This window comes from Actinomadura sp. DC4, assembly GCF_030406325.1.
Classification (GTDB): Bacteria; Actinomycetota; Actinomycetes; order Streptosporangiales; family Streptosporangiaceae; genus Actinoallomurus.
In genome coordinates, this window is the sequence record NZ_JAUEQY010000035.1 from 1 (window position 1) to 23,180 (window position 23,180).

A 23,180-nucleotide genomic window follows, 5' to 3' on the forward strand; every position below is an offset into this window, starting at 1 on the left:
TCGAGACGATCGCCTCCAACAGCGCGTGCACCCGGTCACGAGTGGTCAGGACGGTCGCGAGCCGGCTCTGCAGCTCCGCGAGCAGGTCGTCGAGCCGCAGCTGGGGAAGCACCAGGCGAGCACGGTCGTTCTCGGGGGGCATGGAACTCCCTTCGAGGGGACGGACCCCAATCATCGTGCAATCGACCCACGGGAAGCACTGTCTGTACCGTCGTGCGCTTGACCACCCCCATCAAGGTCCTTCTCCTCGACCACGAGGTCGTACGCCGTGGGGTCGCCGCCCTGCTGGAGTCCGAGTCCGACATCGAGGTCGTGGGCGAGGCCGGTACGCCTCACAAGCCATCGCGCGCGTGCCGGCGCTGCGCCCCGACGTCGCCGTGCTGGACGTACGCCTCCCGGACGGCGACGGGGTGACCGTCTGCCGCGAACTCCGCTCCCGCATGCCCGAGCTCGCCTGCCTGATGCTCACCTCCTTCGCCGACGAGGAGGCGCTGTTCGATGCCGCCACCCTCATCACCCGCCTCAGAGCGGGCGTATCCCGGTCTTAGGTACCGCGATCGGGGGACCTTGGTCCCTCCTCTCCGCCCGGCGCGTGATGGTGCGCTGAAGCGGACCGATCACCCGCCTCGACCGAGGGAGACCACCACATGCCGTCCGATGGGGAGATCCAGGCGATCGACGCCTGGTGGCGTGCGGCCAACTACCTGTCCGCGGGCCAGATCTACCTGCGCGCCAACCCGCTGCTGCGCCGGCCGCTGGACCGTGAGGACATCAAGCCGCGGCTGCTCGGCCACTGGGGCACCTCCCCTGGGCTGAACCTCTGCTACGCCCACCTCAACCGCGTCATCGCCGCCCGCGAACTGGACATGATCTACGTGTTCGGGCCGGGTCACGGCGGCCCGGCGGCGGTCGCCAACGCCTGGCTGGAGGGCACCTACAGCGAGGTCTACCCGCACGTGTCCCGGGACGCGGCCGGGATGGAGCGGTTGTTCCGGCAGTTCTCCTACCCCGGCGGGATCCCGAGCCACGTCGCGCCCGAGACGCCCGGTTCGATCCACGAGGGCGGCGAGCTCGGCTACTCCCTGGCCCACGCGTACGGGGCCGCCTTCGACAACCCCGGCCTGATCGTGGCCTGCGTCGTCGGCGACGGTGAGGCCGAGACCGGGCCGCTGGCCACGAGCTGGCACTCCACCAAGTTCGTCGATCCCGTACGCGACGGCGCGGTCCTGCCGATCCTGCACCTCAACGGCTACAAGATCGCCAACCCGGCCGTGCTCGCGCGGATCCCCGAGGAGGAGCTGGTCGCGCTGCTGGAGGGGTACGGGCACCGGCCGATCCTCGTCGGCGGCGACGACCCGGCGTCGGTGCACCGGCAGCTGGCCGCGGCGCTGGACGACGCGATCGACGAGATCACCGAGATCCGGCGCCGGGCGAGGAGCGCCGGAGCCGTCGGCCGCCCGCGCTGGCCGATGATCGTCCTGCGTACGCCCAAGGGCTGGACCGGCCCGAAGGAGGTCGACGGCGTCCCGGTCGAGGGCACCTGGCGTGCCCACCAGGTCCCGCTGGCCGGTGTACGGGAGAACCCGGCGCACCTCGTCCAGCTGGAGGCGTGGCTGCGGTCCTACCGGCCGGAGGAGCTGTTCGACGCCGACGGGCGGCCGACTCTCGCGGCGCCGGTACCGGCCGGGGACCGGCGGATGAGCGCGAGCCCGCACGCCAACGGCGGTCTGCTGCTGCACGACCTGGAGCTGCCCGACTTCCGCGCATACGCCGTCCCGGTCAAGGAGCCCGGCACGACGTCCACCGAGCCGACCCGGGCGCTCGGCTCGTACCTGCGGGACGTCGTCGCCGCCAACCCGCGCACCTTCCGCGTCACCGGGCCGGACGAGACCGCCTCGAATCGGCTGTCGGCCGTCTTCGAGGTCACCGACCGCGCCTGGCAGGCCTCGATCCTGGACACCGACGAGAACCTCGGCCCGCACGGCCAGGTCATGGAGGTGCTCAGCGAGCACCTGTGCCAGGGCTGGCTGGAGGGCTACCTGCTGACCGGGCGGCACGGGCTGTTCAACAGCTACGAGGCGTTCATCCACATCGTCGACGCGATGTTCAACCAGCACGCCAAGTGGCTGGAGACCACCCGCAAGATCCCGTGGCGGCGCCCGATCGCGTCGCTGAACTACCTGCTCAGCTCGCACGTCTGGCGGCAGGACCACAACGGTTTCACCCACCAGGACCCGGGCTTCCTGGACATCGTTCTGAACAAGAAGCCCGAGATCGTACGGGTCTATCTCCCGCCGGACGCCAACACGCTCTTGTCCGTGGCCGACCACTGCCTCCGCTCGCGCGACTACGTCAACGTCATCGTGGCCGGCAAGCAGCCCGCGCTTGACTGGCTGCCGATGGAGGACGCCGTCCTGCACTGCACGCGCGGCATCGGCATCTGGGACTGGGCGAGCACCGACGACGGCACCGAGCCCGACGTCGTGCTGGCCTGCGCCGGAGACATCCCCACCCTGGAGACCCTCGCCGCGGCCGACATGCTCCGCCGGTACTTCCCCGACCTGCGCGTACGCGTGATCAACGTGGTCGACCTGATGCGGCTGCAGCCCGAGACCGAGCACCCGCACGGGCTGCCGGACGCCGAGTTCGACGCGCTGTTCACCACCGACCGCCCGGTGATCTTCGCCTTCCACGGCTACCCGTACCTCATCCACCGCCTGACCTACCGGCGGCGCGGCCACCAGCACATCCATGTCCGCGGCTACAAGGAGGAGGGCACCACGACGACGCCGTTCGACATGGTCATGCTGAACGACCTCGACCGGTTCCACCTCGTGATGGACGTCATCGACCGGGTGCCCAGGCTCGGCTCGCGCGCCGCCGGGCTGCGGCAGGCGATGGCCGACGAGCGGCTGCGCGCCCGCGCGTACACCCGCACGCACGGCGAGGACGTTCCCGAGATCTCCGGCTGGACCTGGAGCGGGTGAGGTGCGGATCCTCGTGGTCAACGCCGGGTCGAGCAGCCTGAAGCTCAGCCTGCTCGACCACGACGACACCGTCATCGCGCGGCCCGCCGACCTGTCGGCGCTGCGCGGCCTGCCGGAACCGGACGCCATCGGGCACCGCGTCGTTCACGGCGGCGCGGAGTTCACCGACCCGGTCCTGCTCGACGCGGACGTCGAGGCGCGGATCCGCGCGCTCACCGAGCTGGCGCCGCTGCACCAGCCCAAGTCGCTGCGCGGGATCGACACCGTACGCCGGGTGCTGCCGGACCTGCCGGAGGTGGCCTGCTTCGACACGGCCTTCCACGCTCACCTGCCCGAGGCCGCCGCGACGTACGCGCTGCCCGCCGCGTGGCGGCAGCGGTACGGGCTGCGGAGGTACGGGTTCCACGGGCTGTCCCACGCGTACGCGACGCGGCGGGCCGGCGCGATGCTGGGCGCCGTGCCCCGGCGTCTCGTCGTCTGCCATCTCGGGGCCGGCGCGTCCCTGTGCGCGGTCGCCGGCGGGCGGTCGGTCGACACGACGATGGGGTTCACGCCGCTGGAGGGCCTGGTCATGGCGACGCGGTCCGGCGACGTCGACCCCGGGCTGCTGCTCTGGCTGCAGGAGCGCGAGAACCTCTCCCCCGCCGCGCTCGCGGACGTCCTCGAACACGAGTCCGGGCTGCTCGCCCTGGCCGGTACCGCCGACATGCGCGCGATCCACGACGGTCTCGCCCTGGACGTGTACGTGCACCGGCTGCGCGCCGGCATCGCGGGGATGACGGCGGCCCTCGGTGGCCTGGACGCCCTCGTCTTCACCGGCGGCGTCGGCGAGCACGCCGTCGGCGTGCGGCGGCGGGCGGCGGAGGGGCTGGGCTTCCTCGGCGTCGCGGTCGACCCCGCGGCCGAGGACACCGTGGACGCGGACATCAGCGTGCCGGGCGCGGCCGTACGGACGCTGGTCATCGCCGCGCGCGAGGACCTGGAGATCGCCGCCGGCGTGCGGACGGTCCTTAACCGGTGAGTCGTCTCCGGCCCCGGGGGTAGTGATCGCCCGGAAGTGACTTGCGGGGACGAGTTAGGCTTACCTAAGTAACGTTGAGGAGTGATCGATGACAGACAAGCCCGTTCGCAAGGGTAGGAAGCTCACCCGGGGGCAGGTGCTGCGTGTTCAGTGGATCACCCCGCACATGATCCGGGTGGTGATCGGCGGCGCGGGCCTTTCGGGCTTCCGCGCCGACGAGTTCACCGACCATTACGTGAAGCTGCTGTTCAAGGTGCCGGGTGTCGCCTATCCGGAGCCGTTCGACATGGAGGCCGTCCGCCGCGACCTTCCGCGCGAGCAGTGGCCGAAGATGCGCTCCTACACCGTACGGAGCTGGGATCCGCACGCGCTGGAGCTGAGCATCGACTTCGTCTACCACGGCGACGAGGGCCTGGCCGGCCCGTGGGCGGCCGGCTCCCAGCCGGGCGACGAGGTGCTGCTGCAGGGCCCCGGCGGCGCCTACACGCCCGACCCGGCGGCGGACTGGCACCTGCTCGTCGGCGACGAGAGCGCACTGCCGGCGATCGCCGCGTCGCTGGAGGCTCTTCCGGAGGGCGCCCCGGCCCGCGTTTTCGTGGAGATCTCAGGCCCGGGCGAGGAGCAGGAGCTCGTCACTCCGGGCGACGTGAAGCTGGTGTGGCTGCACCGAGGCGACGCCCCGGTCGGCGAGGCGCTGGTGAAGGCCGTGCAGGAGCTGGAGTTCCCGGCGGGCGAGGTGCACGCCTTCGTGCACGGGGAGGCGGGTTGCGTGAAGCGGCTCCGCCGTCATCTGCGCGTCGACCGCCAGATCCCGCTGGAGCGGCTGTCCATCTCGGGCTACTGGCGCCTGGGCGACGACGACGAGGGCTGGCGCGCGGGCAAGGCCGACTGGAACCGCGAGGTCGAGGCCGCGGAGGCCACGGCCTGAGGCGCCGTCGTGACCATGCCCGGGCCGGGCGGCGATCACGCCGCCCGGCCCGGCCGTTTCCACCGGCGGCGATATGGCCGAGACCCGCGACGACTCCCCTGCCGAGAAGGGCCGTCTCCTGCCGCTCGCCGGCCTGTTCGACGGAGCTCAGAGGACGAAGCCGTTCGGGAGCGGGTCGGCCGGGTCGAGCAGGTAGTTCGCCGTACCGGTGATCCAGGCGCGCCCGGAGAACTCCGGGATCACGGCCGGCACGTCGCCGACCGTGGTGGTCTCCAGCAGGCGTCCGGTGAAGCGGGTGCCGATGAAGGACTCGTTCACGAACTCCGCGCCCAGGTCCAGCAGCCCCCGGCTGTGCAGCTGGGCCATCCGCGCCGACGTGCCCGTCCCGCACGGGGAGCGGTCGAACCAGCCCGGATGGATGGCCATCGCGTTGCGCGAGTGGCTCGCGGTCGAGTCCGGGGACAGGAACTGCACGTGTTTGCAGCCGCCGATCGACGCGTCGGCGGGATGGCGCGGCGGGTCCGTCTCGTTGATCGCGGCCATGACGGCCAGGCCCGCCTTCAGGATGTCGTCCTTGCGGGCGCGGTCGAAGGGCAGGCCGACGGCGGCCAGGTCCACGATGGCGTAGAAGTTGCCGCCGTACGCCATGTCGTAGGTCACCTCGCCGACGCCCGGCACCCGTACGGTCCGGTCGTGGGCCAGCGCGAACGACGCGACGTTGCGCAGCGTGACCCGCTCGGCGTGGCCGTCGCGGACCGCGACCCGCGCCTCGATCAGGCCCGCCGGGGTGTCCAGCCGTACGACGGTCTCCGGCTCGGTCACCGCGACCATGCCGGTCTCCACCAGCACCGTCGCCACCCCGATCGTGCCGTGGCCGCACATCGGCAGGAAGCCGCTGACCTCGATGTAGACCACGCCCCAGTCGGCGTCCGCGCGCAGCGGCGGCTGGAGGATCGCGCCGCTCATCGCCGGGTGGCCGCGCGGCTCGTCGACCAGGAACCTCCGCAGCTCGTCCAGGTGTTCCATCGCGTACGTTCGCCGCTCGGCCATGGTCGAGCCCGGGATCGGCGCGACGCCTCCCGTGACGACCCGCGTCGGCATGCCCTCGGTGTGGGAGTCGACCGCGCCGATCGTACGGACCGACCTCACCGGAGCGCCTCGATCGCGCGCTCCAGGTCGGCCAGGATCAGGGCGCGCTGCTCGCCGGACAGCGGGCCGCGCGGCGGGCGGCACGGGCCGCCGTACCGGCCGACCTGGTCCATGCCCAGCTTGATGGCCTGCACGAACTCCGTGCGCGAGTCCCAGCGGAACGCCGCGACCAGCGGCTCGTACAGGGCCCGCGCCTCTTCCAGCCGGCCCGACACGCCCAGGTCGTACAGCCGGGCGGACTCGGCCGGGAAGACGTTCGGGAAGCCGGCGAACCAGCCGGTCGCGCCCATGAGGAGCGCTTCGAGCGTCACGTCGTCCGCGCCGGCGACGACCGTGAGGCCCGGCGCCTTCTCCCTGATCTCCAGCACGCGCCGTACATCGCCGGAGAACTCCTTCACCGCGACGATGTTGTCGATCCGCGCGAGCTCGGCGAGCAGGTCCGGCGTGAGGTCGACCTTGGTGTCGATCGGATTGTTGTAGACCATGACCGGCAGGCCGACCGACGCGACCGCCTCGTAGTGCGCGATGACGTCGCGGCGGTTCGCCCGGTACATCGTCGGCGGCAGGCACAACACGCCGTCCGCGCCGTCCTCGGCGGCCAGTTCCGCCCAGTGCCGGGCCTGGTGCGACCCCGGTCCGTGCACCCCGACCAGGACGACGCCGTCCCCGCCGACCGCCTCGATCGCGGTACGGGCGACGCGGCGGCGCTCGTCGTCGGTCAGCGAGGAGTACTCCCCCAGCGAACCGTTCGGGCCCACGCCGCGGCAGCCGCCGTCGACCACCCAGCGGCAGTGCTCGGCGTACCGGTCGTAGTCGACCGCCAGGCCGGCCGGCGCTCCGGCGTCCTCGCGGTAGGGGAGCGCGGTCGCCACGATGACTCCGCCGAGGTCAGGGGTGTTCATCAGGGTTCTCCTCATCGTCGGCCAGCTCGCTGAGACGGATGGGCTGGGCGATCGGTCTTCGGTGCGGGTCCGTTCGCCCGCCCGTCAGCTCGGCCACCGTCGGGCCGCACATCCGGGCCTGGCACGGGCCGAGGCCGGCCCGTGTGGCGAGCTTCAGCGCGGGTGCGGAGACGTCCTCGGTGGCCGCTCTCCGGATGGCCGCGCAGGTCGTCTCCTCGCAGCGGCACACGACGGTGTCCGGCCGCAGCCAGCCCGCCCAGGCCGCGCCGATGGGATGCGCCGCGGCCAGCCGTACCGCGAAGGCGCGGCCCCGGTCACGGTGGCGGCGCACCGTGCGCAGCGCCGCGGGGGCTCCACCGGCCGCCGCCCAGCCGGCGATCAGGCCCTCGGCCCGCGCGGCCGGCGCGCCGGCGATGCCGGTGACCTCGCCGGCCGCGTACACGCCGGGGCTGCTCGTCGCCTGGTCGCCGTCGACCCGGACGAAACCGTCCCGCAGCGCGCAGCCGGCGGCGACGGGGAGTTCGAGCTGCGGGCCGAAGCCGTGCGTGACGCAGACCGCGTCCACCGCGACGGCCTGCTCGGTGCCGGGCACCACGGACCAGTCGGCGCGCAGCCGCGCGGTGACCGCCTCTTCGACCCGGCCGTCGCCGCGCGCCTCGACCACGGCGCGCCCGGTCCGGTACGGCACGCGGCGGCGGGCGAGCAGGGCGGCGTACGCGGCGAGTTCGGCGCCCTTTCCCGTACGGGCGGCGGGCCGCCAGGGGGCGGCGGCCCAGCCGCGCAGGAGGGTGCCGGCCGGGTTCGCCTCCAGGACCGCGCGGACCCGCGCGCCCGCCTGGAGCAGGGCGGCGGCCACCGGCAGCAGGAACGGCCCCGATCCGGCGACCAGCGGCCGGTCGCCGACGGCGAGGCGTTCGCCCTTGATGAGCGCCTGCGCGGCGCCGGCGGTGAAGACGCCCGGCAGCTCCCAGCCGGGGAACGGCAGCACCCGGTCGAACGCGCCGGTCGCGAGGACGAGCGCGTCGGGTTCGAAGGTGTGCCGTACGCGCCCGGCGCCGTCGGGACCCTGGACGACGTGCACGCGCGGCGGGCGGTTCTCGTCGTGGCGTTCCAGCGCCCAGACGGCGCTCTCCGGCCGCCAGCCGGGCGGCCGCGGCCCGGCGGTCGCGTACGCGTCGAGCGGCATCCGGTGGTACTGCCCGCCGGCCTGGTCCGCCGCGTCGAGCAGCGTGACCCCGGCGCCGGCACGCCGCGCGGCGAAGGCGGCGGCGAGCCCGGCCGGCCCGGCCCCGACGACCACCACGTGCCGGTTCATCGGGCCTGGGTGGTCACGACGTCGCCGTCCTGCGCGCGGCGACGGCAGGCCCGTACGTCGGGCACCCCGTTCACCGTCACGAGGCAGTCGAAGCAGACCCCGATGCCGCAGAAGACGCCGCGCGGCGCGCCCGACGCCGTACGACGCCACGAGCGGCGGCCGGCGGTGAGCAGGACCCCGGCGATGGTCTGCCCGGCCGCGCCGGTAAGGGGCTCGCCGTCCACGGTGATCCGAAGCTCGCTCATCCGCCTCCCGCCAGGGCCGCCGGCCGATCCACGCGGAACGGCCCGGGATCCATTTCCGGCACCCGTCCCATCACCAGGTCGGCCAGCAGCCGTGCGGTCCCCACCGACAGGCCGATCCCGGCACCCTCATGACCGGTCGCGTGCCACAGGCCGGCCAGCCGGGGGTCGGCGCCGATGATCGGCAGATGGTCGCCGACGTACGGGCGGAAGCCTCCGTACGCGCGCATCACCGGCACGTTCGCCAGGCAGGGGAACAGCCGCAGCGCCCGTCCCGCGATCGCCGCCAGCGCCCCGGGCGGTAGCCGGTCGTCGAAGCCGGCGAGCCGCCGGGAGGACCCCAGCAGGATCGTGCCCGCGCGGGTGGCCTCGACCACGGCCGACGCCTGGAGCTCCTCGGCGCCGCTGCCGATCGCGCCCACATAGTCCGCGTCGTAGACCTTGTGGAAGACGGTCGGCGGCTGAGGCGTGGTCACGAGGATCTCGCCGCGGCGGGGCCGTACGGCGATCGGGGCGCCGAGCCGCCGGCCCAGCTCGCCGGCCCATGGACCCGCGGCGTTGACGAACACGTCCGCCGTCAGCACGCCCGCCGTGGTGCGCACGCCGGTGATGCGCCCGGCGCGGGTGACCGCGCCGCGTACCTCGCAGCCGGTGCGCACGGCCGCCCCGGCCCGGCGGGCGGCGGCGAGCAGGACGGACGCCGCCCCGGCGGGCTGGACCTGCGCGTCCTCGGGATAGTGGACCGCCGCCGTGACCTCGCGGGTGAGGCGGGGTTCGGCGGCGGCGAGGGCGTCGGCGTCGAACGGCTCGGCACGTACGCCGGCCTCCCGCTGGCCGGCGGCGAACATCGCCAGCTCGCGAGCGCCCGCCTCGGTGGTCGCGACGACGATGCCGCCCTTCGCATCCCACTCCGCGGCGTCGGCGATCAGCTCGGGCCAGAGGCGGCGGGAGAGCCGGGCGAGGCGGAGTTCGGGGCCGGGCCCCTTGTCGGAGACGAGGATGTTGCCCTCGCCGTGCGCGGTGGTCTCCCCCGCGACGCCGCCCCGGTCGAGGACCGTCACCGCGAACCCGGCGAGGGCCAGCTCGCGGGCGCAGGCGACACCGACGATCCCGGCGCCGATCACAACGGCCCGCACGGCATCACCCGCCCGTTCGCTGGTCCGAACGTAATTGTAGATTTCGGGCGGCGAATTTGAGCTGCCAGACCAGGCCCGCGCGCCCGCCCCTGACCGACTCTGGCCGCCATGATCACCGTCGAAGCCGTTTAGGCGAGCATGTCTGCCATGACGGAGGCGGGCTCAGTGGAAGAGCTCTACCAGGCGGCGCACACCGCGCTGCGGCGAGGACGGTTGCCGCAGGCCCAGAAGCTGTTCGAGGCCTGCGCGGCGAGCGGGGACACCGACTTCGGCGCACGGGCGAACGCGCTGCTCGCCGACCTCGCCGCCGCGCGGGGCGACCTCGACGGCGCGGAGCGGCTGGCCCGTACGGCGGTGGAACAGGGCACCGGGGAAGGCTGGTCGGCGGCGATCCTGTCCCTGGGATACGTTTTGACCGCCCGCGACGACGCCGAAGGCGCCGCGCGCGCGTACCGCGAGGCGATGGCGACGGGGTCACCCGGCATCGCGGCGATGGCCGCCTTCGATCTGGGCATGCTCCTGATCGGTACCGGCGACCTCGAAGGGGCGAAGACCGCTCTCACCACCGCGAGCGACTCCGGCGACCTGGAGGCGGCGCCGCGCGCCGAGGTCAACCTCGGAATCGTCCTGGCGAGCGAGGGCGACGTACCGGGCGCGACGGAGGCCTTCGAGTCCGCGGCGGCCCGGGACGACCCCGAGCAGCAGGCCAAGGCCCGCCTGAACCTCCGTGCACTAAGGAGGCGTCACTCGGATCCGCCACCGGCCGTCACCGACCCGGCCGAGCGTCTGCGGCGGATCAGCGAACTCCAGTCCGAGGCCGCCCGCCTGCTGTTCGCCTCGGCGCGCAACCAGCGCGACCCGGTGCTGCAGTTGGGCCTGTACGTCTCGCTGCTCGAACTCACCGACGACATCTCGGCCCTGGCCGGCGGCCCGGACGAGCTGTCCCGTGCGGTGGAGCCGTGCCGCGGCGCGGTGAGGATCGGGGAGATGCTGGCGAAAAGGTATTCCCTGGACCCGATCCACCTGACGCTGGGCATCAACGCGGCCGACCGCCTGGGCGACCTCCACCTGGCGAGAGACGCGCGCAAGGACGCCGTCAAGTGGTACGAACGGGAGCTCAAGGGCGCGACGAAACTGGCCCAGGCCGCGCCGGACGCCGCGCTGGGGGCCTTGGTCGCCGCCCGCGCCGCCGGCAAACTGGCCGAGGTCCAGGACCGCCCTGAGCGCGTACGGCAGGCGGCGAGGGCGAGCCTGACCTGGCTACGGACGGCCGCCGAACGCGAACCGGCCCACCTGGAGCTCCCGTTCGACCGTTCGATGATCCTTTGGCGCCTGGTGGAGCTGGAGTCGGTCGACACGGCCTATGCGGCGGACCAGATCAACACCGACCTGACCCCGCTGGAGGACCATCTCCCCGCGACGGCCGCCGAGGCCCTCGCCTGGGCCCGCGAGAACACGTGAGGTAAGCCGCCGCCGTGCTCGGGGAGTGGCTGTGCGAGGCCGTCCGCCTCAGCCCGTGATCACCTGGTTCTTCTCGATCACCCGCACGCCGCTCGGGGTGACGGTGAAGCGCTCCCGGTCGTGGTCGAGGTCGACGCCGATCTGGACGCCGTCCGGGACGACGACGTTCTTGTCGATGATCGCGTGCCGTACGACGGCGCCGCGCCCGACGCGTACGCCGTCCATCAGGACCGAGTCGCTGACCGACGCGCCCGATTCGAGGTGGACGTCGGGGGACAGGATCGACCGATCGGCCGTGCCGCCGGACAGGATCGCGCCGGCGGAGACCATCGAGTTCGTCGCGTACCCGCGCCGGCCCTCCTCGTTGAAGACGAACTTGGCCGGTGGCAGCGGTTCGTGCCCGGTGTAGATCGGCCACTTGCGGTTGTAGAGGTTGAAGATCGGGTGCACCGAGATCAGGTCCATGTGCGCCTCGTAGAAGGCGTCCAGGGTTCCGACGTCGCGCCAGTAGCCGCGGTCGCGCTCGGTCGAGCCGGGCACCTCGTTGTCGGCGAAGTCGTACACCTGGGCCTGCCCGGCCTGGACCAGCTTGGGAATGATGTCCCCGCCGACGTCGTGCCGGCTCGACGTGTCGAGCGCGTCCTGCTTCACGATGTCGATGAGCACGCGGGTGTCGAAGACGTAGTTGCCCATCGAGGCGTAGATCTGGTCGGGCGCGTCGGCGAGGCCGGTGGCGTCCTTGGGCTTCTCGCGGAACGCCGACACGCTGACGCCGTCCGCGCCGGCCTCGATCACGCCGAACTGGTCGGCCAGCGACAGCGGCTGGCGGATCGCCGCGATGGTCACGCCGGCGCCGGACGCGACGTGCTGGTCGACCATCTGGCGCGGGTCCATCCGGTAGATGTGGTCCGCGCCGAACACCACGACGTGGTCCGGGCAGTCGTCCTCGATGAGGTTGAGGTTCTGCAGGATCGCGTCGGCCGAGCCGGAGAACCACCGCGGGCCGAGGCGCTGCTGGGCCGGGACCGGCGTGACGTAGTTGCCGAGCAACGTCGACATCCGCCACGTACGGGAGACGTGGCGGTCGAGGCTGTGGCTCTTGTACTGCGTCAGCACAACGATCTTGAGGTAGCCCGCGTTGGCCAGATTTGAGAGTACGAAGTCGATGAGTCGGTACATACCGCCGAAGGGCACGGCCGGTTTGGCGCGGTCGGCAGTGAGCGGCAGAAGCCGCTTGCCCTCGCCACCGGCCAGCACCATCGACAGCACCTGAGGCGTCGCCATGACGTGACGATAACCGCACTGGTCACCCCAGGAACAGACGAAACGGGATGTTTCGCTCTACGCTACGTGACATGCGCGTCGATCTGCTCAGCCGTGAGTATCCGCCGGAGGTGTACGGCGGGGCCGGCGTGCACGTGGAATACCTCGCACGGGAGCTGCGCGCCCTCGTCGACGTACGGGTGCACGCCTTCGGCGGCGACCGGGCCGAGCCGGGCGTCTCCGGCTACCGCGTGCCCGGCGGGCTGGAGTCGGCCAACGCGGCCCTGCAGACGCTGGGCGTCGATCTGGAGATGGCCTCCGCCTGCGCGGGCGCGGACCTCGTCCACAGCCACACCTGGTACGCCAACCTGGCCGGTCACGTCGCCAAGCTGCTGCACGGCGTCCCGCACGTCGTCACCACGCACAGCCTCGAACCGCTGCGGCCGTGGAAGGCCGAGCAGCTCGGCGGCGGCTACGCGATCTCCTCGTGGGCCGAGCGCACCGCCATCCTGGCCGCCGACGCCGTACTGGCCGTGTCCGAGGGCATGCGCCGCGACGTGCTCGCCTGCTATCCGGAGGTCGACCCGGCGCGCGTCTCCGTGTTGCACAACGGCATCGACACGGCGGAGTACGCGCCGGACCTCGGTACGGACGTCCTCGAACGCCTCGGCGTCGACCCCGGACGGCCCTCGGTGATCTTCGTGGGGCGGATCACCCGGCAGAAGGGCCTGCCGTACCTCCTGCGGGCCGCACGGTCCTTCGACCCCTCGGTCCAGCTCGTGCTGTGCGCCGGCGCGCCGGACACACCGGAGATCGCCGCCGAGGTGAACGCGCTGGTCGACGGCCTGCGGCAGGAGCGGGACGGCGTCATCTGGATCGAGCGGATGCTGCCGCGGCCCGAGGTCGTCCAACTGCTGAGCCACGCGAGCGTCTTCGTCTGCCCGTCGGTGTACGAGCCGATGGGGATCGTCAACCTGGAGGCCATGGCCTGCGAGGCGCCGGTCGTGGCGACGGCGACCGGCGGTATCCCCGAGGTGGTCACGGACGGCGAGACGGGGCTGCTGGTGCCGATCGCGTACGACGACGCCGGCCTGCCGGCCGACCCGGAGCGCTTCGTGGCCGACCTCGCCGAGCGGGTCGGCGCCCTGATCGCCGAGCCGGACCGGGCGGCCGCCCTCGGCCGGGCGGGACGCCGCCGTGCGGTCGATCACTTCTCGTGGCCGCGCATCGCGGAGCGTACGCGGGACCTGTACGCCGGACTCCTCTGATCCCACGTGTGACGCATATCACCTGGGACTCTGTGGAATTGATTGACCGGGCGGCCAGTTATAGATGAGCGATTGACCGTCCGGCCAGTCAAACGAGACGGAGGTGGCGTTCATGAAAGCCTGGACTCGATGGCAGGACTGGGTGGCGGTGGTCGCGGGTGTCTACGCGATCCTCTCGCCCATCTGGGTGAGCACGACGCACGAGGGCGGCGCCGTGGCCTCGCTGATCGTGCTCGGTGCTCTGCTCGTCATCACCGGCCTCTACTCACTGGCGCGGGCGACCACGTTGAGCAGCGTCGCGGCGCAGTGGCTCCTCGTCCTGTGGGGAGTGCTCCTCTTCGTCGCCCCCTGGGTGATCACCTACACCTCCCACAGCGGTGCCGCGTGGACCTCCTGGATCGTCGGCGTGATCGGCGTACTGGCCGGTCTGAGCGTCAGCCTCACCGGCGACCTGGCACATCGGCGCGCCATTCCGCACTGACGAACGTAGGCTGACGAGGGGCCGGGCGCTGCGCCCGGCCCCTCGTTTTCATCTGCATCGGGAAAAGGGACCTTCGCATGGCCTCACGAGTCCGTTCGGCGGAAGACAGCCGGGCGCGCATCCTCGACGCCGCGGAGAAACTCTTCGCCGAGGAGGGGTACGACGCCACCCCCACGTCGCGCGTCGCCGAGCGGGCCGGGGTCTACAAGGGCCTGGTCTTCCATTACTTCGCACGCAAGATCGATCTTCTGCTGGCGCTGGTCGAGCGCGTCCCCATCGAGGAGATCGCCTCGCTGGAGGCCGAGGTGGTCCCCGGCGACGTCGCCGCGACCCTGCTCAACGTGGCCGCCGACTTCGACGTCTGGTACAGCCGTTCGTCGGGTTCTCGCCTCATCCTCTTCCGCGAGGCCGCGACCCACCCCGAGGTCAGCGGCGCACTGGCCGAGATGAACGCCCGGCTCATCGGCCTCGTACACCGGGCCCTCGACGGAGCGCTCGGCGACGGCGCCGTCCCCGAGCGGCGGCGTACGGCCGCGGCCACGACGTTCGCCATCGCCCTGCTCAACCACGCACACTGGCGTGACGTGGGCCTGCCGACCTTCGAGCTCTCCGACATCGCCGACCTGCTCGGTGAGGGTCTCGCCATTCGGCATTAACTCGGTTGCCAAACTGTCGGTACCCCCAGGCATGATGTGTGCTGCAGGCTAAAGCTGCTCTAAAGTGCCTGTTCAGGCGAATAATCACGATTGGAAAAGACACATTGAGTACGCTCTCATCACCCGAGGTGGCGGACGACCCGCAGAAGGCGTCCGGTTCGGCGGGAGGACTCGATCGGGGCGTGCTCGCGGTCGCCATGGTCGTGGTCCTCGGCGCCATCATGTCGATCCTCGACGTCACCGTCGTCAACGTCGCCATCAACCGCCTCGCCGGCGAGTTCAAGGCGCCGCTGTCGACGATCCAGTGGGTCGCCACCGGTTACACGCTCGCCCTGGCGACGGTCATCCCGGTCACCGGCTGGGCCTCGGCCCGGTTCGGCACCAAACGGCTCTACATGATCTCCATCGCCCTGTTCGTCTGCGGCTCGGCGATGGCCGGCCTGGCCTGGTCGGCGGAGTCGCTGATCGCGTTCCGGGTGCTGCAGGGCCTGGGCGGCGGCATGATCATGCCGGCCGGCATGACGATCCTCACCCAGGCCGCCGGCCCGAAGCGGGTCGGCCAGGTCATGAGCGTCGTCGGCATCCCGATGCTGCTCGGCCCGATCTGCGGCCCGATCCTCGGCGGCTACCTCGTCGACGACGTCTCCTGGCGCTGGATCTTCTTCATCAACCTGCCGATCGGCCTCCTCGCGCTGTTCCTGTCCGCGCGGATCCTGAAGCGCGACACCCCGCAGCCGGGCGAGCGTCTCGACCTGGTCGGCCTCCTGCTGCTGTCACCCGGCCTGGCCGCGCTCATCTACGGTCTGGCCAAAGGCGCCCAGAAGAGCGACTTCAGCACGCCCGAGGTCCTCATCACCACGATCGCCGGCGCGATCCTGGTCGTGCTGTTCGTCTTCCGCGCCCTGAGCGCCGAGAACCCGCTGATCGACCTGCGCCTGCTGAAGCGCCGCTCGGTCGCCGCCGCCTCGGGCACGATGGTCCTGTTCATGTGCGCCTTCATGGGCGCGATGCTCCTGCTGCCGCTGTACTACCAGCTCGTACGCCAGGAGAGCGCGCTCGCCTCGGGCCTGCTCCTGGCGCCGCAGGGCATCGGCGCGATGTTCACGATGCCGGTCGGCGGCAAGCTCACCGACCGCATCGGCCCCGGCCGCGTCGTCCTGATGGGCCTGGTCGTGGTGGTCGGCTCGGTGGCGGGCTTCACGGCGCTGCTGCAGGCCGACACGTCCTACTGGCTGCTGGGCGCGGTCCTGTTCGTGATGGGCCTGGGGCTCGGCCTGACGATGATGCCGGTGATGGCCGCCGCGATCCAGACCCTCAGCCATGATGAGGTCCCTCGGGCCAGCACGATGCTGAACATCATCCAGCAGGTCTCTGCCTCGGTCGGCACCGCGCTGATGTCGGTGCTCCTGGCCAACAACCTGGCGCACAAGCTCGGCACCTCGTCGGGCGGCGGCCTGTCCGCCACCCAGCACGTGCCGCCGCAGATCATGCAGAAGATCGCCGTGCCGATGGCCCAGTCCTTCCAGAACACCTACTGGTACGCGGTCGCCCTGCTCGCCCTGGCCTTCATCCCGGCGCTTCTCCTCCCCCGCCACCGCCCGGACGTGATGACCTCCCCCACCGACACCCCGATCGTCATGCACTGACCGCCCACCCATGAAACGGCCGCACACCCCTTCTCTGGGGCTGTGCGGCCGTTGACTCCTCGTCGGCCGCGGTGCCTCCGCGAAGAGACGGCCGGAGCGGTCCGTTGACAGCGATCGTCCACGCGTGCCTGCGGGACGGCCACGGCGGCAGCCCCACCGCCGTGCTGGACGACGTGCCGCTGAGCGACGACGAGCGGTGCCGGGTGCCGGTGGCGATGGGGACCTCGCACGCCGTCTTCGTGCAGAGGCACGCCGGCCCCGTCGTCGGCCTGCGCTTCTTCACCTCCGGGGGAGAGCTGCCCGCCTGCGGCCACGGCACCGTCGCCGCGCTCGCGTACCTCGCCGACCACACCGGGCTCGACGACTACCAGGCAACCGTCCAAGCCGGAGGACGCGTCTTCAACGGCCGGGCCGTACGGCGAGGAACCCACTTCGACGCCACCTTCGACGCCGGCCCCGTCGGCCTGCGCGAGGCCACGGCGGGCGAGTGCGCGCTCGTCCTGCCCGCCCTCGGAGACGTCGCCGGCGGGGCCCGCGTCGCCGAGATCGGACGGGAACGGCTGCTCGTCCCCGTCGCCACGCGGTCCGCGCTCGCCGCCCTCACCCCGGACCTCGACCGGCTCCGGGCCGCCTGCGACCGGCTCGGCCTCCTCGGCTGCTACGTCTACTCCCCGCCGACATCTGAGGGCCGCCTCGCCGCCCGGATGTTCGCCCCCTCGATCGGCGTCGCCGAAGACGTCGCCAACGCCAACAGCACCGCCTGTCTCGCCGCCCACCTGGCCGGGCCGGGCGCCGTCGAGATCGCCGTCGACATGGGCGACTCTCTCGGCAGCCCGGCCACGATCACCGCGCGCGGCGCCGCACCGATCCGCGTGGGCGGCGCCGCACGGGTCACCTCTGTACGGCGTACGCCAGGTGGGTGACCCCGTTGCCCTCGACGACGACCGGGTTCGACAGCCGCACCGGCGACTTGGCCAGGCTCTCGAACCACCGGACGCCCGAGCCGAGCAGCACCGGGACCTGGTCGACGTTGATCGCGTCGAGCAGCCCGGCGTCCAGGCACTGCTGGGCGATCTTCGCGCTGGCGACCACCACGTCCTTGTCCCCCGCGGCCTCGCGGGCGAGGGCGATCGCCGACTCCACCGAGTCGGTGAAGGTGAACGTCTCGGTGTGCGGCCAGTCGGCGGGCGGCTCGTGGGTGACCACGACGATCGGCACGCCCAGCGGGTGGGTGCCGCCCCACCCCTGGGCGACGTCGAACAGGTGCCGGCCCGTGACCAGGGCGCCCACCCTGGCCATGCCCTCGCGCATGTACGCGGCGCTGGCCGGCGTCATCCGGAACGTCGCCCAGTCGACCGCGGTCGGCACCTCGACGTCCCCGTTGCCCATCCAGCCGAACAACTGGTCGATCCCGTCCGCCGGGTCGGCGATGAATCCGTCCAGCGACATCGACATGTTGGCGATGACCTTGCTCATTTCGATCTCCTTTGTTCCGATGGCTCAACGCTCTCGCTGACGGCCGTACGGAACATCGGCCAGCCGGCCGATGCCGGCGGCCGTACCGGGTGAGATCGGGCAGACTGGGCGCGATGTCCTCCGAGAACGCCCTCCCCGTGCCGCTGACCAGGTTCGTCGGCCGCGAGACGGAATTGCGCGCCATCGCCGGGGCGCTGGAAACGGCACGGCTGGTCACCCTCGTGGGTCCGGGCGGCTGCGGCAAGACCCGGCTGGCGATCGAGGCGGCGGCCCGCGAGCAGCGGCTCGACGGAGTCCGCTGGGCCGACCTGGCGAGCACCGACGACCCGCTGGTCGTCCCCGACCTCGTGGCCGCCGCGACCGAGGTCCTGCCGGCCGCCAAGGACACGATCTTCCGCCAGCTCGCCGGCCGCCGTCTGCTCGTGTGCCTCGACAACTGCGAGCACGTCGTCGGCGCCGCCGCCGAGGTGGCCCTCGAACTCCTCCGTACGTGTCCGGGCGTGACCGTGCTGGCCACGAGCCGCGAGGCCCTCGGCGTCCCCGGCGAGGTGGTCTGGCGCGTCCCGTCACTCAGCGGCGAGGATGCCGTCGCGCTGTTCGAGGAGCGGTCGGGCCGAGCCGGGTCCGGCCCGGTGCGTACGGCCTGCATCCGGCTCGACGGCATCCCGCTGGCGATCGAGCTCGCCGCGGCGTGGTCCGGCACGCTGTCCGCGCAGGAGATCCTCGACGGCCTGGACGACCGGTTCGCGCTGCTGGTACGGGGCCCGCGCGGCGTGGCGGCGCGCCACCAGACCCTCGCCGCGTCGATGGCGTGGAGCCATGACCTGCTGGAAGAGGCCGACCAGGTCCTGTTCCGACGGCTGGGCGCCTGCCACGGCGGGTTCACGCTGGAGGCGGCGCGCGGCGTCAGCGGCCTCGACCGCGGCGCGGTGCCCGGCGGCCTGCGCCGGCTCGTCGACAAGTCGCTGCTCGTCGCCGACACGGGCGGCGACGTGGCGCGGTACCGCATGCTGGAGACGATCCGCGCGTACGCCGCCGCCCGGCTCGACGCCGCGGGAGAGGCGGAGGCGACCCGTGACCGGCACCTCGACACGTACCTCGCGCTGACCGAGGCGGCCGGCCCGCTGCTCGCACGCGACAAGGACGCCTGGACCTCCGAGATCGGGGCCGAGCGGGAGAACCTCCGTGCCGCCCTCGACTGGGGCCTGGCGCAGGAGGATCCCGAACGCGGCCGGCGGCTCGCCGCCGGGCTGCCCTGGCTGTGGCACCTCGGCGCACGCGGCCACGAGGGGCTCACGGTGTTCCGCCGGGCCATCGACCGCGGCACGGGCGAACGCACCGCGCTGCAGGCCCGCCTGCTGACCGGCCTCGCGCTGATCGCCGACACGACGCATCCGGCGGGGCTGGAGTACGACGCGGCGCAGGCGGCGCTGGAGATCGCGACCAAGGTGGGCGACGTGCCGAGCGCCTGCCTCGCCCGCCTGCTCAGCGCGGTCGGCCTGTTCTCCCAGGACTCCGGCACCGCCTGGAAGCTGGCCGAGACCACGCGCGAGCAGGCGCTGGCGGCCGGTGAGTCCTTCGTGGCCGACGGCGCGACGGCCCTGATGGGGATCATCCTGCACCTCCGGGACGACCACGAGGCCGCCGTACCCCTCATGCGCGAGGCCGCCGAGGGGCTCCTGCGGCGCGGCGACCGCGGCGTCGCCTCCACCACGCTCGGCTTCATGGCGAGCAGCGCCCTCTACACAGGTGATCTCGTACGGGCCCGCGAACTGGCCCTCGACGCCGTACGCGCCGCCCGGCCGCTGGCCGACCTCCACCGCGTGGGGTCGGCCGGGAGCGTGCTGGCCACGGTGGAGGTGGCGGCGGGCCGGCTGGACGCCGCGCGCGAGGCCTTGGACCCCCTGGTCCGGCTGGTGGAGGGCGCCGAGTCGCCGCCGTTCGTACCGGGCCTCGCGCGGGCCATGGGCACGCTGCTCCTTCGGTCGGGTGCGGCGGAGGAGGCGGTCACGTGGTTCCGGCGCGAGACGAACTGGCTGGGCGACGACCTCGCGGCCCAGCTGGCGCCGCAGACGCTGACCGGCCTGGCGGAGGCGCTCCGGTTGACCGGCGACACCGAGGCCGCGGACGAGGCGTGCGTGCGCGCGCTGGAGACGGCCCGTACGGTCGGCATGCCCCGGGTCGCCGCAGACGCCCTGGAGCAGCGCGCTCACCTGGCGGACGACCCGTCGCGGGCGGAGGACCTGCACCACGAGGCGCTGGCGCTGCGCGCCGACCACGGCCTGTGGCTCCCGTGCGCCGCCAGCCTGGAGGCGCTGGCGTCCGGCTCGGCCCCGACCGAGGCCGTACGGCTGCTCGCCGCCTGCGACCGCGCCCGTGAGGAGACGGGCCGCCCTCGTACGGCGCCCGATCCGCGGCTACGGGAGGCGCTGGGCGAGGAGGCGTACGAGACGGCATGGTGGGAGGGCCGCGAGCTGACCCTGCCGGACGCGGTGGAGTACGCCCGGCGGGCCCGCGGCCGGAGGGGCCGCCCGTCGAGCGGCTGGGCCAGTCTCACCCCGACCGAGCGCAACGTCGTACGCCTGGCCGCGGAAGGCCTGAGCAACCCGGGCATCGGCGAACGGCTGTTCATGAGCCGCAGCACGGTCAAGACGCACCTGTCCCACGTCTACGCCAAACTGGGCGTCACCAACCGAACCGAACTCGCCACCCTCGCCGGCCCCCACCTCGCGGACCCGGGCGATTACTCACGCACATTGAAATCTTAGAAAAATGGTCGGCACCCGCTTTGTCGTGCCGGAAGCCGCCGTTATACGCGAGGCGGTTTCGGGGTCCATCCGTACTGATCGAGCCGTGCGCGCGCCTTCTCGCGGTCCTGATCGCTGAAAAGGCTCTCGTACTCGGGGAGCAGCACATGGGCCTCCACGGTGAGATCGAGGCGATGATGAGTCCAAAGTGTCGTGAAGCCGTCGGAAGGTGTCTCCGTGGCGAGTAGGTGCTTCGCGGCCACGACTCCTCCGTGTTCGCTGACCATCTGCAGGAAGCGCGTGGCGTTGTAGCCGATTTCTCTTTTCGCTGTCTCGTAGATGGTCACCATGGCCCTGTTGAATCGCCGCTCGGTCTCCTCCATGGCGAATCTCCTCGAACGTCGCGTCGTTGGCTGTCGCAAGGATCATCCGAAACAGCCACTGGCAGGTTGATCTGACCGAGTCAGGCCATCGAACATATTCACCGGGACGGGCGCGGGCGCTGCGGAGGGCGGCCGCGGATGGGCTCGTAGTGGTCGAAGGCGCACTCCAGCAGGCCCTCGCCTCGGGTCAGGGCCGGTAGCAGGCGTTCCAGGTCGTGTACCGATGCCGCCGGGATGTCCCCCTCCACCGTGCTCGACGGGCCCCGGGACTCGATGGTGCGCGGCACCGCGCGCAGGCGGACGAACGCCGGTGCCAGGGCGCCGAACGTGTCCTCCGGAATCTCCAGGCGGAAGCGCTGCAGCGGCTCGTGCACCACCGTGCCCGCCGACCGGAGCGCGTCCATCAGCACCAGAGGAGTAAGGCTCCGGAAGTCCCCCGCCATACTCGACATCGACGCGTCGAAGGTGCCGTGCGAATGGCTCTGCCGGGGCCAGTAGCCCGAGTGCGTCATCGTCACCGTGCAGTCGACGACCTCCCACCCGTGCAGGCCGCCCTCCCGCAGGGTCTCGTGCACCGTCTCCTCGACCGCGGTGAAGAACGCGTACGGCATGGAGCCCAGTTCGACCTCCAGCCGGAAGACGACGCCGGAGCCGGCCGGTCCCGGGTCGACGCGCAGCCCGACCGTGGCGTGGTACGGGTTGGGCGGCACGTCGATGATCTGGTGCGCCGCGCCGCTGCCGGCCGGCCGTTCGACGCAGATCGTCGTCGTCTCGCGGAAGCCGACCTCGATGCCGTACTCCTCCGCGAGCGTCGCCTGGATGACCTCCTTCTGCACCTCGCCATAGAGCGAGACGGCGATCTCCCGCCGGAGGTCCTGCCGCAGGTCGATCAGCGGGTCCTGCTCGGCGAGCTGGGTGAGCGCGGTGTGCAGCGCGCCCCGGTCGGAAGGCCGGGCGGGCACGACGATCGTCTCCAGGGTCGGCGGGGCGAACAGGCGGTCCGGCGAGGGCCGGGGCTCGCCCAGCGTGTCGCCGATGCGTACGTCCGCGAGCCCCCAGAGCCGGCCGATCCGGCCCGGCGCGACCGCGTCGGCCTGGCCGGAAGCGCCCGGTCGAAGACTGCGATCGCGGTGACCTTGCCCTCGGTGTCGCGGCCGAAGCGCAGCCGCTCGCGCACCCTTACGGTCCCGGAGAACATCCGCACGTACGCGATCTTCTCTCCCGACGGGCCGCGCTCGACCTTGAAGACGGTGCCCGAGACCGGGCCGTCCGGGTCGCCCGAGGAGGCGGGCAGGAACTCGGTGATGCCCGTCGTCAGCGCGGAAACGCCCGCCCCGGTGATCGCCGAGCCGAAGAACACCGGGTGCGCCAGCCCCTGGCCGACCTGTACGGCGAGCGTCTTGCGCAGCCGGGAGTGCGGCAGCGCCGTCTCGTCCTCGACGTACGCGGCCAGAAGGTCGTCGTCGTGGCCGGTGAGCAGGTCGGCGAGCCGGGCCGTGAACTCCGGCGAGGCCGCGTCGTACGGGACGAAATGAGCGCCGCGCGTGCCGAGGTCGCGGGCCGTGCCCATCGGCACGACGGCCGGCGTCAGCTTCGCCGCGATCTCTTCCAGCACGCGGTCGTACGCCGCGCCGCGCCGGTCGATCTTGTTCACGAAGATGATCGTGGGGATGCGCAGCCGCCGCAGGGTCCGCATCAGGACGCGGGTCTGCGCCTGTACGCCCTCGACCGCGGAGATCACCAGCACCGCGCCGTCCAGCACGCTGAGCACGCGCTCCACCTCGGCGATGAAGTCCGGGTGTCCGGGCGTGTCGATCAGGTTGACCGTGACGTCACCGACGGCGAACGACACGACCGCGGACTTGATGGTGATGCCGCGCCGCCGTTCGAGGGCGAGCGAGTCGGTCTGGGTGCTGCCGTCGTCGACGCTGCCGACCGCGTCGATGACACCGGCGGCGTACAGGAGCCGCTCGGTCAGGCTGGTCTTACCGGCGTCTACATGCGCGAGAATCCCGAGGTTCAGCATGGTCACTGAGCGTCATGTCCCTTGGGTCGATGAGAGTTCCCTTCTGTGTGGACATGAACGCTGCGCGCATGGTGTTCTCCTCGGTCGGCCGGT

The 23,180-nt window shown here is 72.2% G+C and carries 19 protein-coding genes and 2 pseudogenes; 11 read left to right on the forward strand and 10 right to left on the reverse strand.

Annotation, left to right across the window (positions count from 1 at the left end; all coding sequences use genetic code 11):
- Window positions 1-213 precede the first annotated feature (213 nt).
- From QWU11_RS39480 to QWU11_RS39495, 4 genes and pseudogenes are all read left to right on the forward strand, one after another.
- Window positions 214-503, forward strand: a pseudogene (locus QWU11_RS39480) (response regulator transcription factor); the annotation flags it as partial.
- Between the two features lie 141 nt (window positions 504-644).
- Window positions 645-2,987: pseudogene (locus QWU11_RS39485) on the forward strand (phosphoketolase family protein); the annotation flags it as partial.
- A 1-nt stretch (window position 2,988) separates the two neighbouring features.
- Complete coding sequence (locus QWU11_RS39490; RefSeq protein ID WP_290119674.1) at window positions 2,989-4,008, forward strand: acetate/propionate family kinase; 1,020 nt, start codon at window positions 2,989-2,991, stop codon at window positions 4,006-4,008.
- An 88-nt stretch (window positions 4,009-4,096) separates the two neighbouring features.
- Window positions 4,097-4,936, forward strand: a complete 840-nt coding sequence (locus QWU11_RS39495; RefSeq protein WP_290119675.1) for a siderophore-interacting protein — start codon at window positions 4,097-4,099, stop codon at window positions 4,934-4,936.
- A 147-nt stretch (window positions 4,937-5,083) separates the two neighbouring features.
- On the opposite strand, the gene QWU11_RS39500 is transcribed toward QWU11_RS39495, so the two are convergent.
- The 5 genes from QWU11_RS39500 to QWU11_RS39520 are packed head-to-tail and all read right to left on the reverse strand — an operon-like array spanning window position 5,084 to window position 9,680.
- Window positions 5,084-6,037: a proline racemase family protein gene (locus QWU11_RS39500; protein WP_290119793.1), complete on the reverse strand. Its 954-nt coding sequence runs from the start codon at window positions 6,035-6,037 to the stop codon at window positions 5,084-5,086.
- 44 nt (window positions 6,038-6,081) lie between these two features.
- Entirely contained in the window at window positions 6,082-6,987 is a 906-nt protein-coding gene (locus tag QWU11_RS39505) for a dihydrodipicolinate synthase family protein (protein WP_290119676.1), read from the reverse strand.
- A complete protein-coding gene (locus QWU11_RS39510; RefSeq protein ID WP_290119677.1) occupies window positions 6,974-8,302 on the reverse strand; it encodes an NAD(P)/FAD-dependent oxidoreductase in 1,329 nt (442 codons plus the stop codon). The genes QWU11_RS39505 and QWU11_RS39510 overlap by 14 nt, the downstream gene beginning before the upstream one ends.
- Window positions 8,299-8,547: a (2Fe-2S)-binding protein gene (locus QWU11_RS39515; protein WP_290119678.1), complete on the reverse strand. Its 249-nt coding sequence runs from the start codon at window positions 8,545-8,547 to the stop codon at window positions 8,299-8,301. Before QWU11_RS39515 ends, QWU11_RS39510 begins: the two co-directional genes overlap by 4 nt.
- Entirely contained in the window at window positions 8,544-9,680 is a 1,137-nt protein-coding gene (locus tag QWU11_RS39520) for an FAD-binding oxidoreductase (protein ID WP_290119679.1), read from the reverse strand. Before QWU11_RS39520 ends, QWU11_RS39515 begins: the two co-directional genes overlap by 4 nt.
- A gap of 147 nt (window positions 9,681-9,827) precedes the next feature.
- Here QWU11_RS39520 and QWU11_RS39525 point away from each other — a divergent pair, with 147 nt between their 5' ends.
- The gene (locus QWU11_RS39525) at window positions 9,828-11,141 is read left to right on the forward strand and encodes a tetratricopeptide repeat protein (RefSeq protein WP_290119680.1); all 1,314 of its coding nucleotides are present in this window, start codon (window positions 9,828-9,830) and stop codon (window positions 11,139-11,141) included.
- A 48-nt stretch (window positions 11,142-11,189) separates the two neighbouring features.
- Here the strand turns inward: QWU11_RS39525 and glgC are convergent, their stop codons facing one another.
- Window positions 11,190-12,425 (reverse strand): glucose-1-phosphate adenylyltransferase, encoded by a 1,236-nt coding sequence (glgC, locus tag QWU11_RS39530; RefSeq protein WP_290119681.1) that lies wholly within the window; start codon window positions 12,423-12,425, stop codon window positions 11,190-11,192.
- A 71-nt stretch (window positions 12,426-12,496) separates the two neighbouring features.
- On the opposite strand from glgC, the gene glgA reads away from it, so the two are divergent.
- From glgA to QWU11_RS39555, 5 genes are all read left to right on the forward strand, one after another.
- Window positions 12,497-13,672: a glycogen synthase gene (gene glgA / locus QWU11_RS39535; protein WP_290119682.1), complete on the forward strand. Its 1,176-nt coding sequence runs from the start codon at window positions 12,497-12,499 to the stop codon at window positions 13,670-13,672.
- A 112-nt stretch (window positions 13,673-13,784) separates the two neighbouring features.
- Window positions 13,785-14,153 carry an SPW repeat protein gene (locus QWU11_RS39540; protein ID WP_290119683.1) on the forward strand — a complete coding sequence of 123 codons (369 nt, stop codon included), beginning with the start codon at window positions 13,785-13,787 and terminating at the stop codon, window positions 14,151-14,153.
- Window positions 14,154-14,230: 77 nt separating this feature from the next.
- On the forward strand, window positions 14,231-14,809 hold the full coding sequence (locus tag QWU11_RS39545) for a TetR/AcrR family transcriptional regulator (protein ID WP_290119684.1): 579 nt from the start codon (window positions 14,231-14,233) through the stop codon (window positions 14,807-14,809).
- 104 nt (window positions 14,810-14,913) lie between these two features.
- Complete coding sequence (locus tag QWU11_RS39550) at window positions 14,914-16,455, forward strand: DHA2 family efflux MFS transporter permease subunit (protein WP_290119685.1); 1,542 nt, start codon at window positions 14,914-14,916, stop codon at window positions 16,453-16,455.
- Between the two features lie 104 nt (window positions 16,456-16,559).
- Complete coding sequence (locus QWU11_RS39555) at window positions 16,560-17,378, forward strand: PhzF family phenazine biosynthesis protein (protein WP_290119686.1); 819 nt, start codon at window positions 16,560-16,562, stop codon at window positions 17,376-17,378.
- On the opposite strand, the gene QWU11_RS39560 is transcribed toward QWU11_RS39555, so the two are convergent.
- Window positions 17,347-17,931, reverse strand: coding sequence for a dihydrofolate reductase family protein (locus QWU11_RS39560; protein WP_290119687.1), 585 nt, complete (start codon window positions 17,929-17,931; stop codon window positions 17,347-17,349). The two genes, QWU11_RS39555 and QWU11_RS39560, sit on opposite strands and share 32 nt — an antisense overlap.
- A gap of 113 nt (window positions 17,932-18,044) precedes the next feature.
- Here QWU11_RS39560 and QWU11_RS39565 point away from each other — a divergent pair, with 113 nt between their 5' ends.
- Complete coding sequence (locus tag QWU11_RS39565; RefSeq protein WP_290119688.1) at window positions 18,045-20,699, forward strand: LuxR C-terminal-related transcriptional regulator; 2,655 nt, start codon at window positions 18,045-18,047, stop codon at window positions 20,697-20,699.
- Between the two features lie 41 nt (window positions 20,700-20,740).
- On the opposite strand, the gene QWU11_RS39570 is transcribed toward QWU11_RS39565, so the two are convergent.
- From QWU11_RS39570 to QWU11_RS39580, 3 genes are all read right to left on the reverse strand, one after another.
- A complete protein-coding gene (locus tag QWU11_RS39570; protein ID WP_290119689.1) occupies window positions 20,741-21,061 on the reverse strand; it encodes a hypothetical protein in 321 nt (106 codons plus the stop codon).
- A gap of 98 nt (window positions 21,062-21,159) precedes the next feature.
- Entirely contained in the window at window positions 21,160-22,023 is an 864-nt protein-coding gene (locus QWU11_RS39575; protein ID WP_290119690.1) for a hypothetical protein, read from the reverse strand.
- Window positions 21,951-23,087: a GTP-binding protein gene (locus tag QWU11_RS39580; RefSeq protein WP_290119691.1), complete on the reverse strand. Its 1,137-nt coding sequence runs from the start codon at window positions 23,085-23,087 to the stop codon at window positions 21,951-21,953. The genes QWU11_RS39575 and QWU11_RS39580 overlap by 73 nt, the downstream gene beginning before the upstream one ends.
- Between the last annotated feature and the right edge of the window lie 93 nt (window positions 23,088-23,180).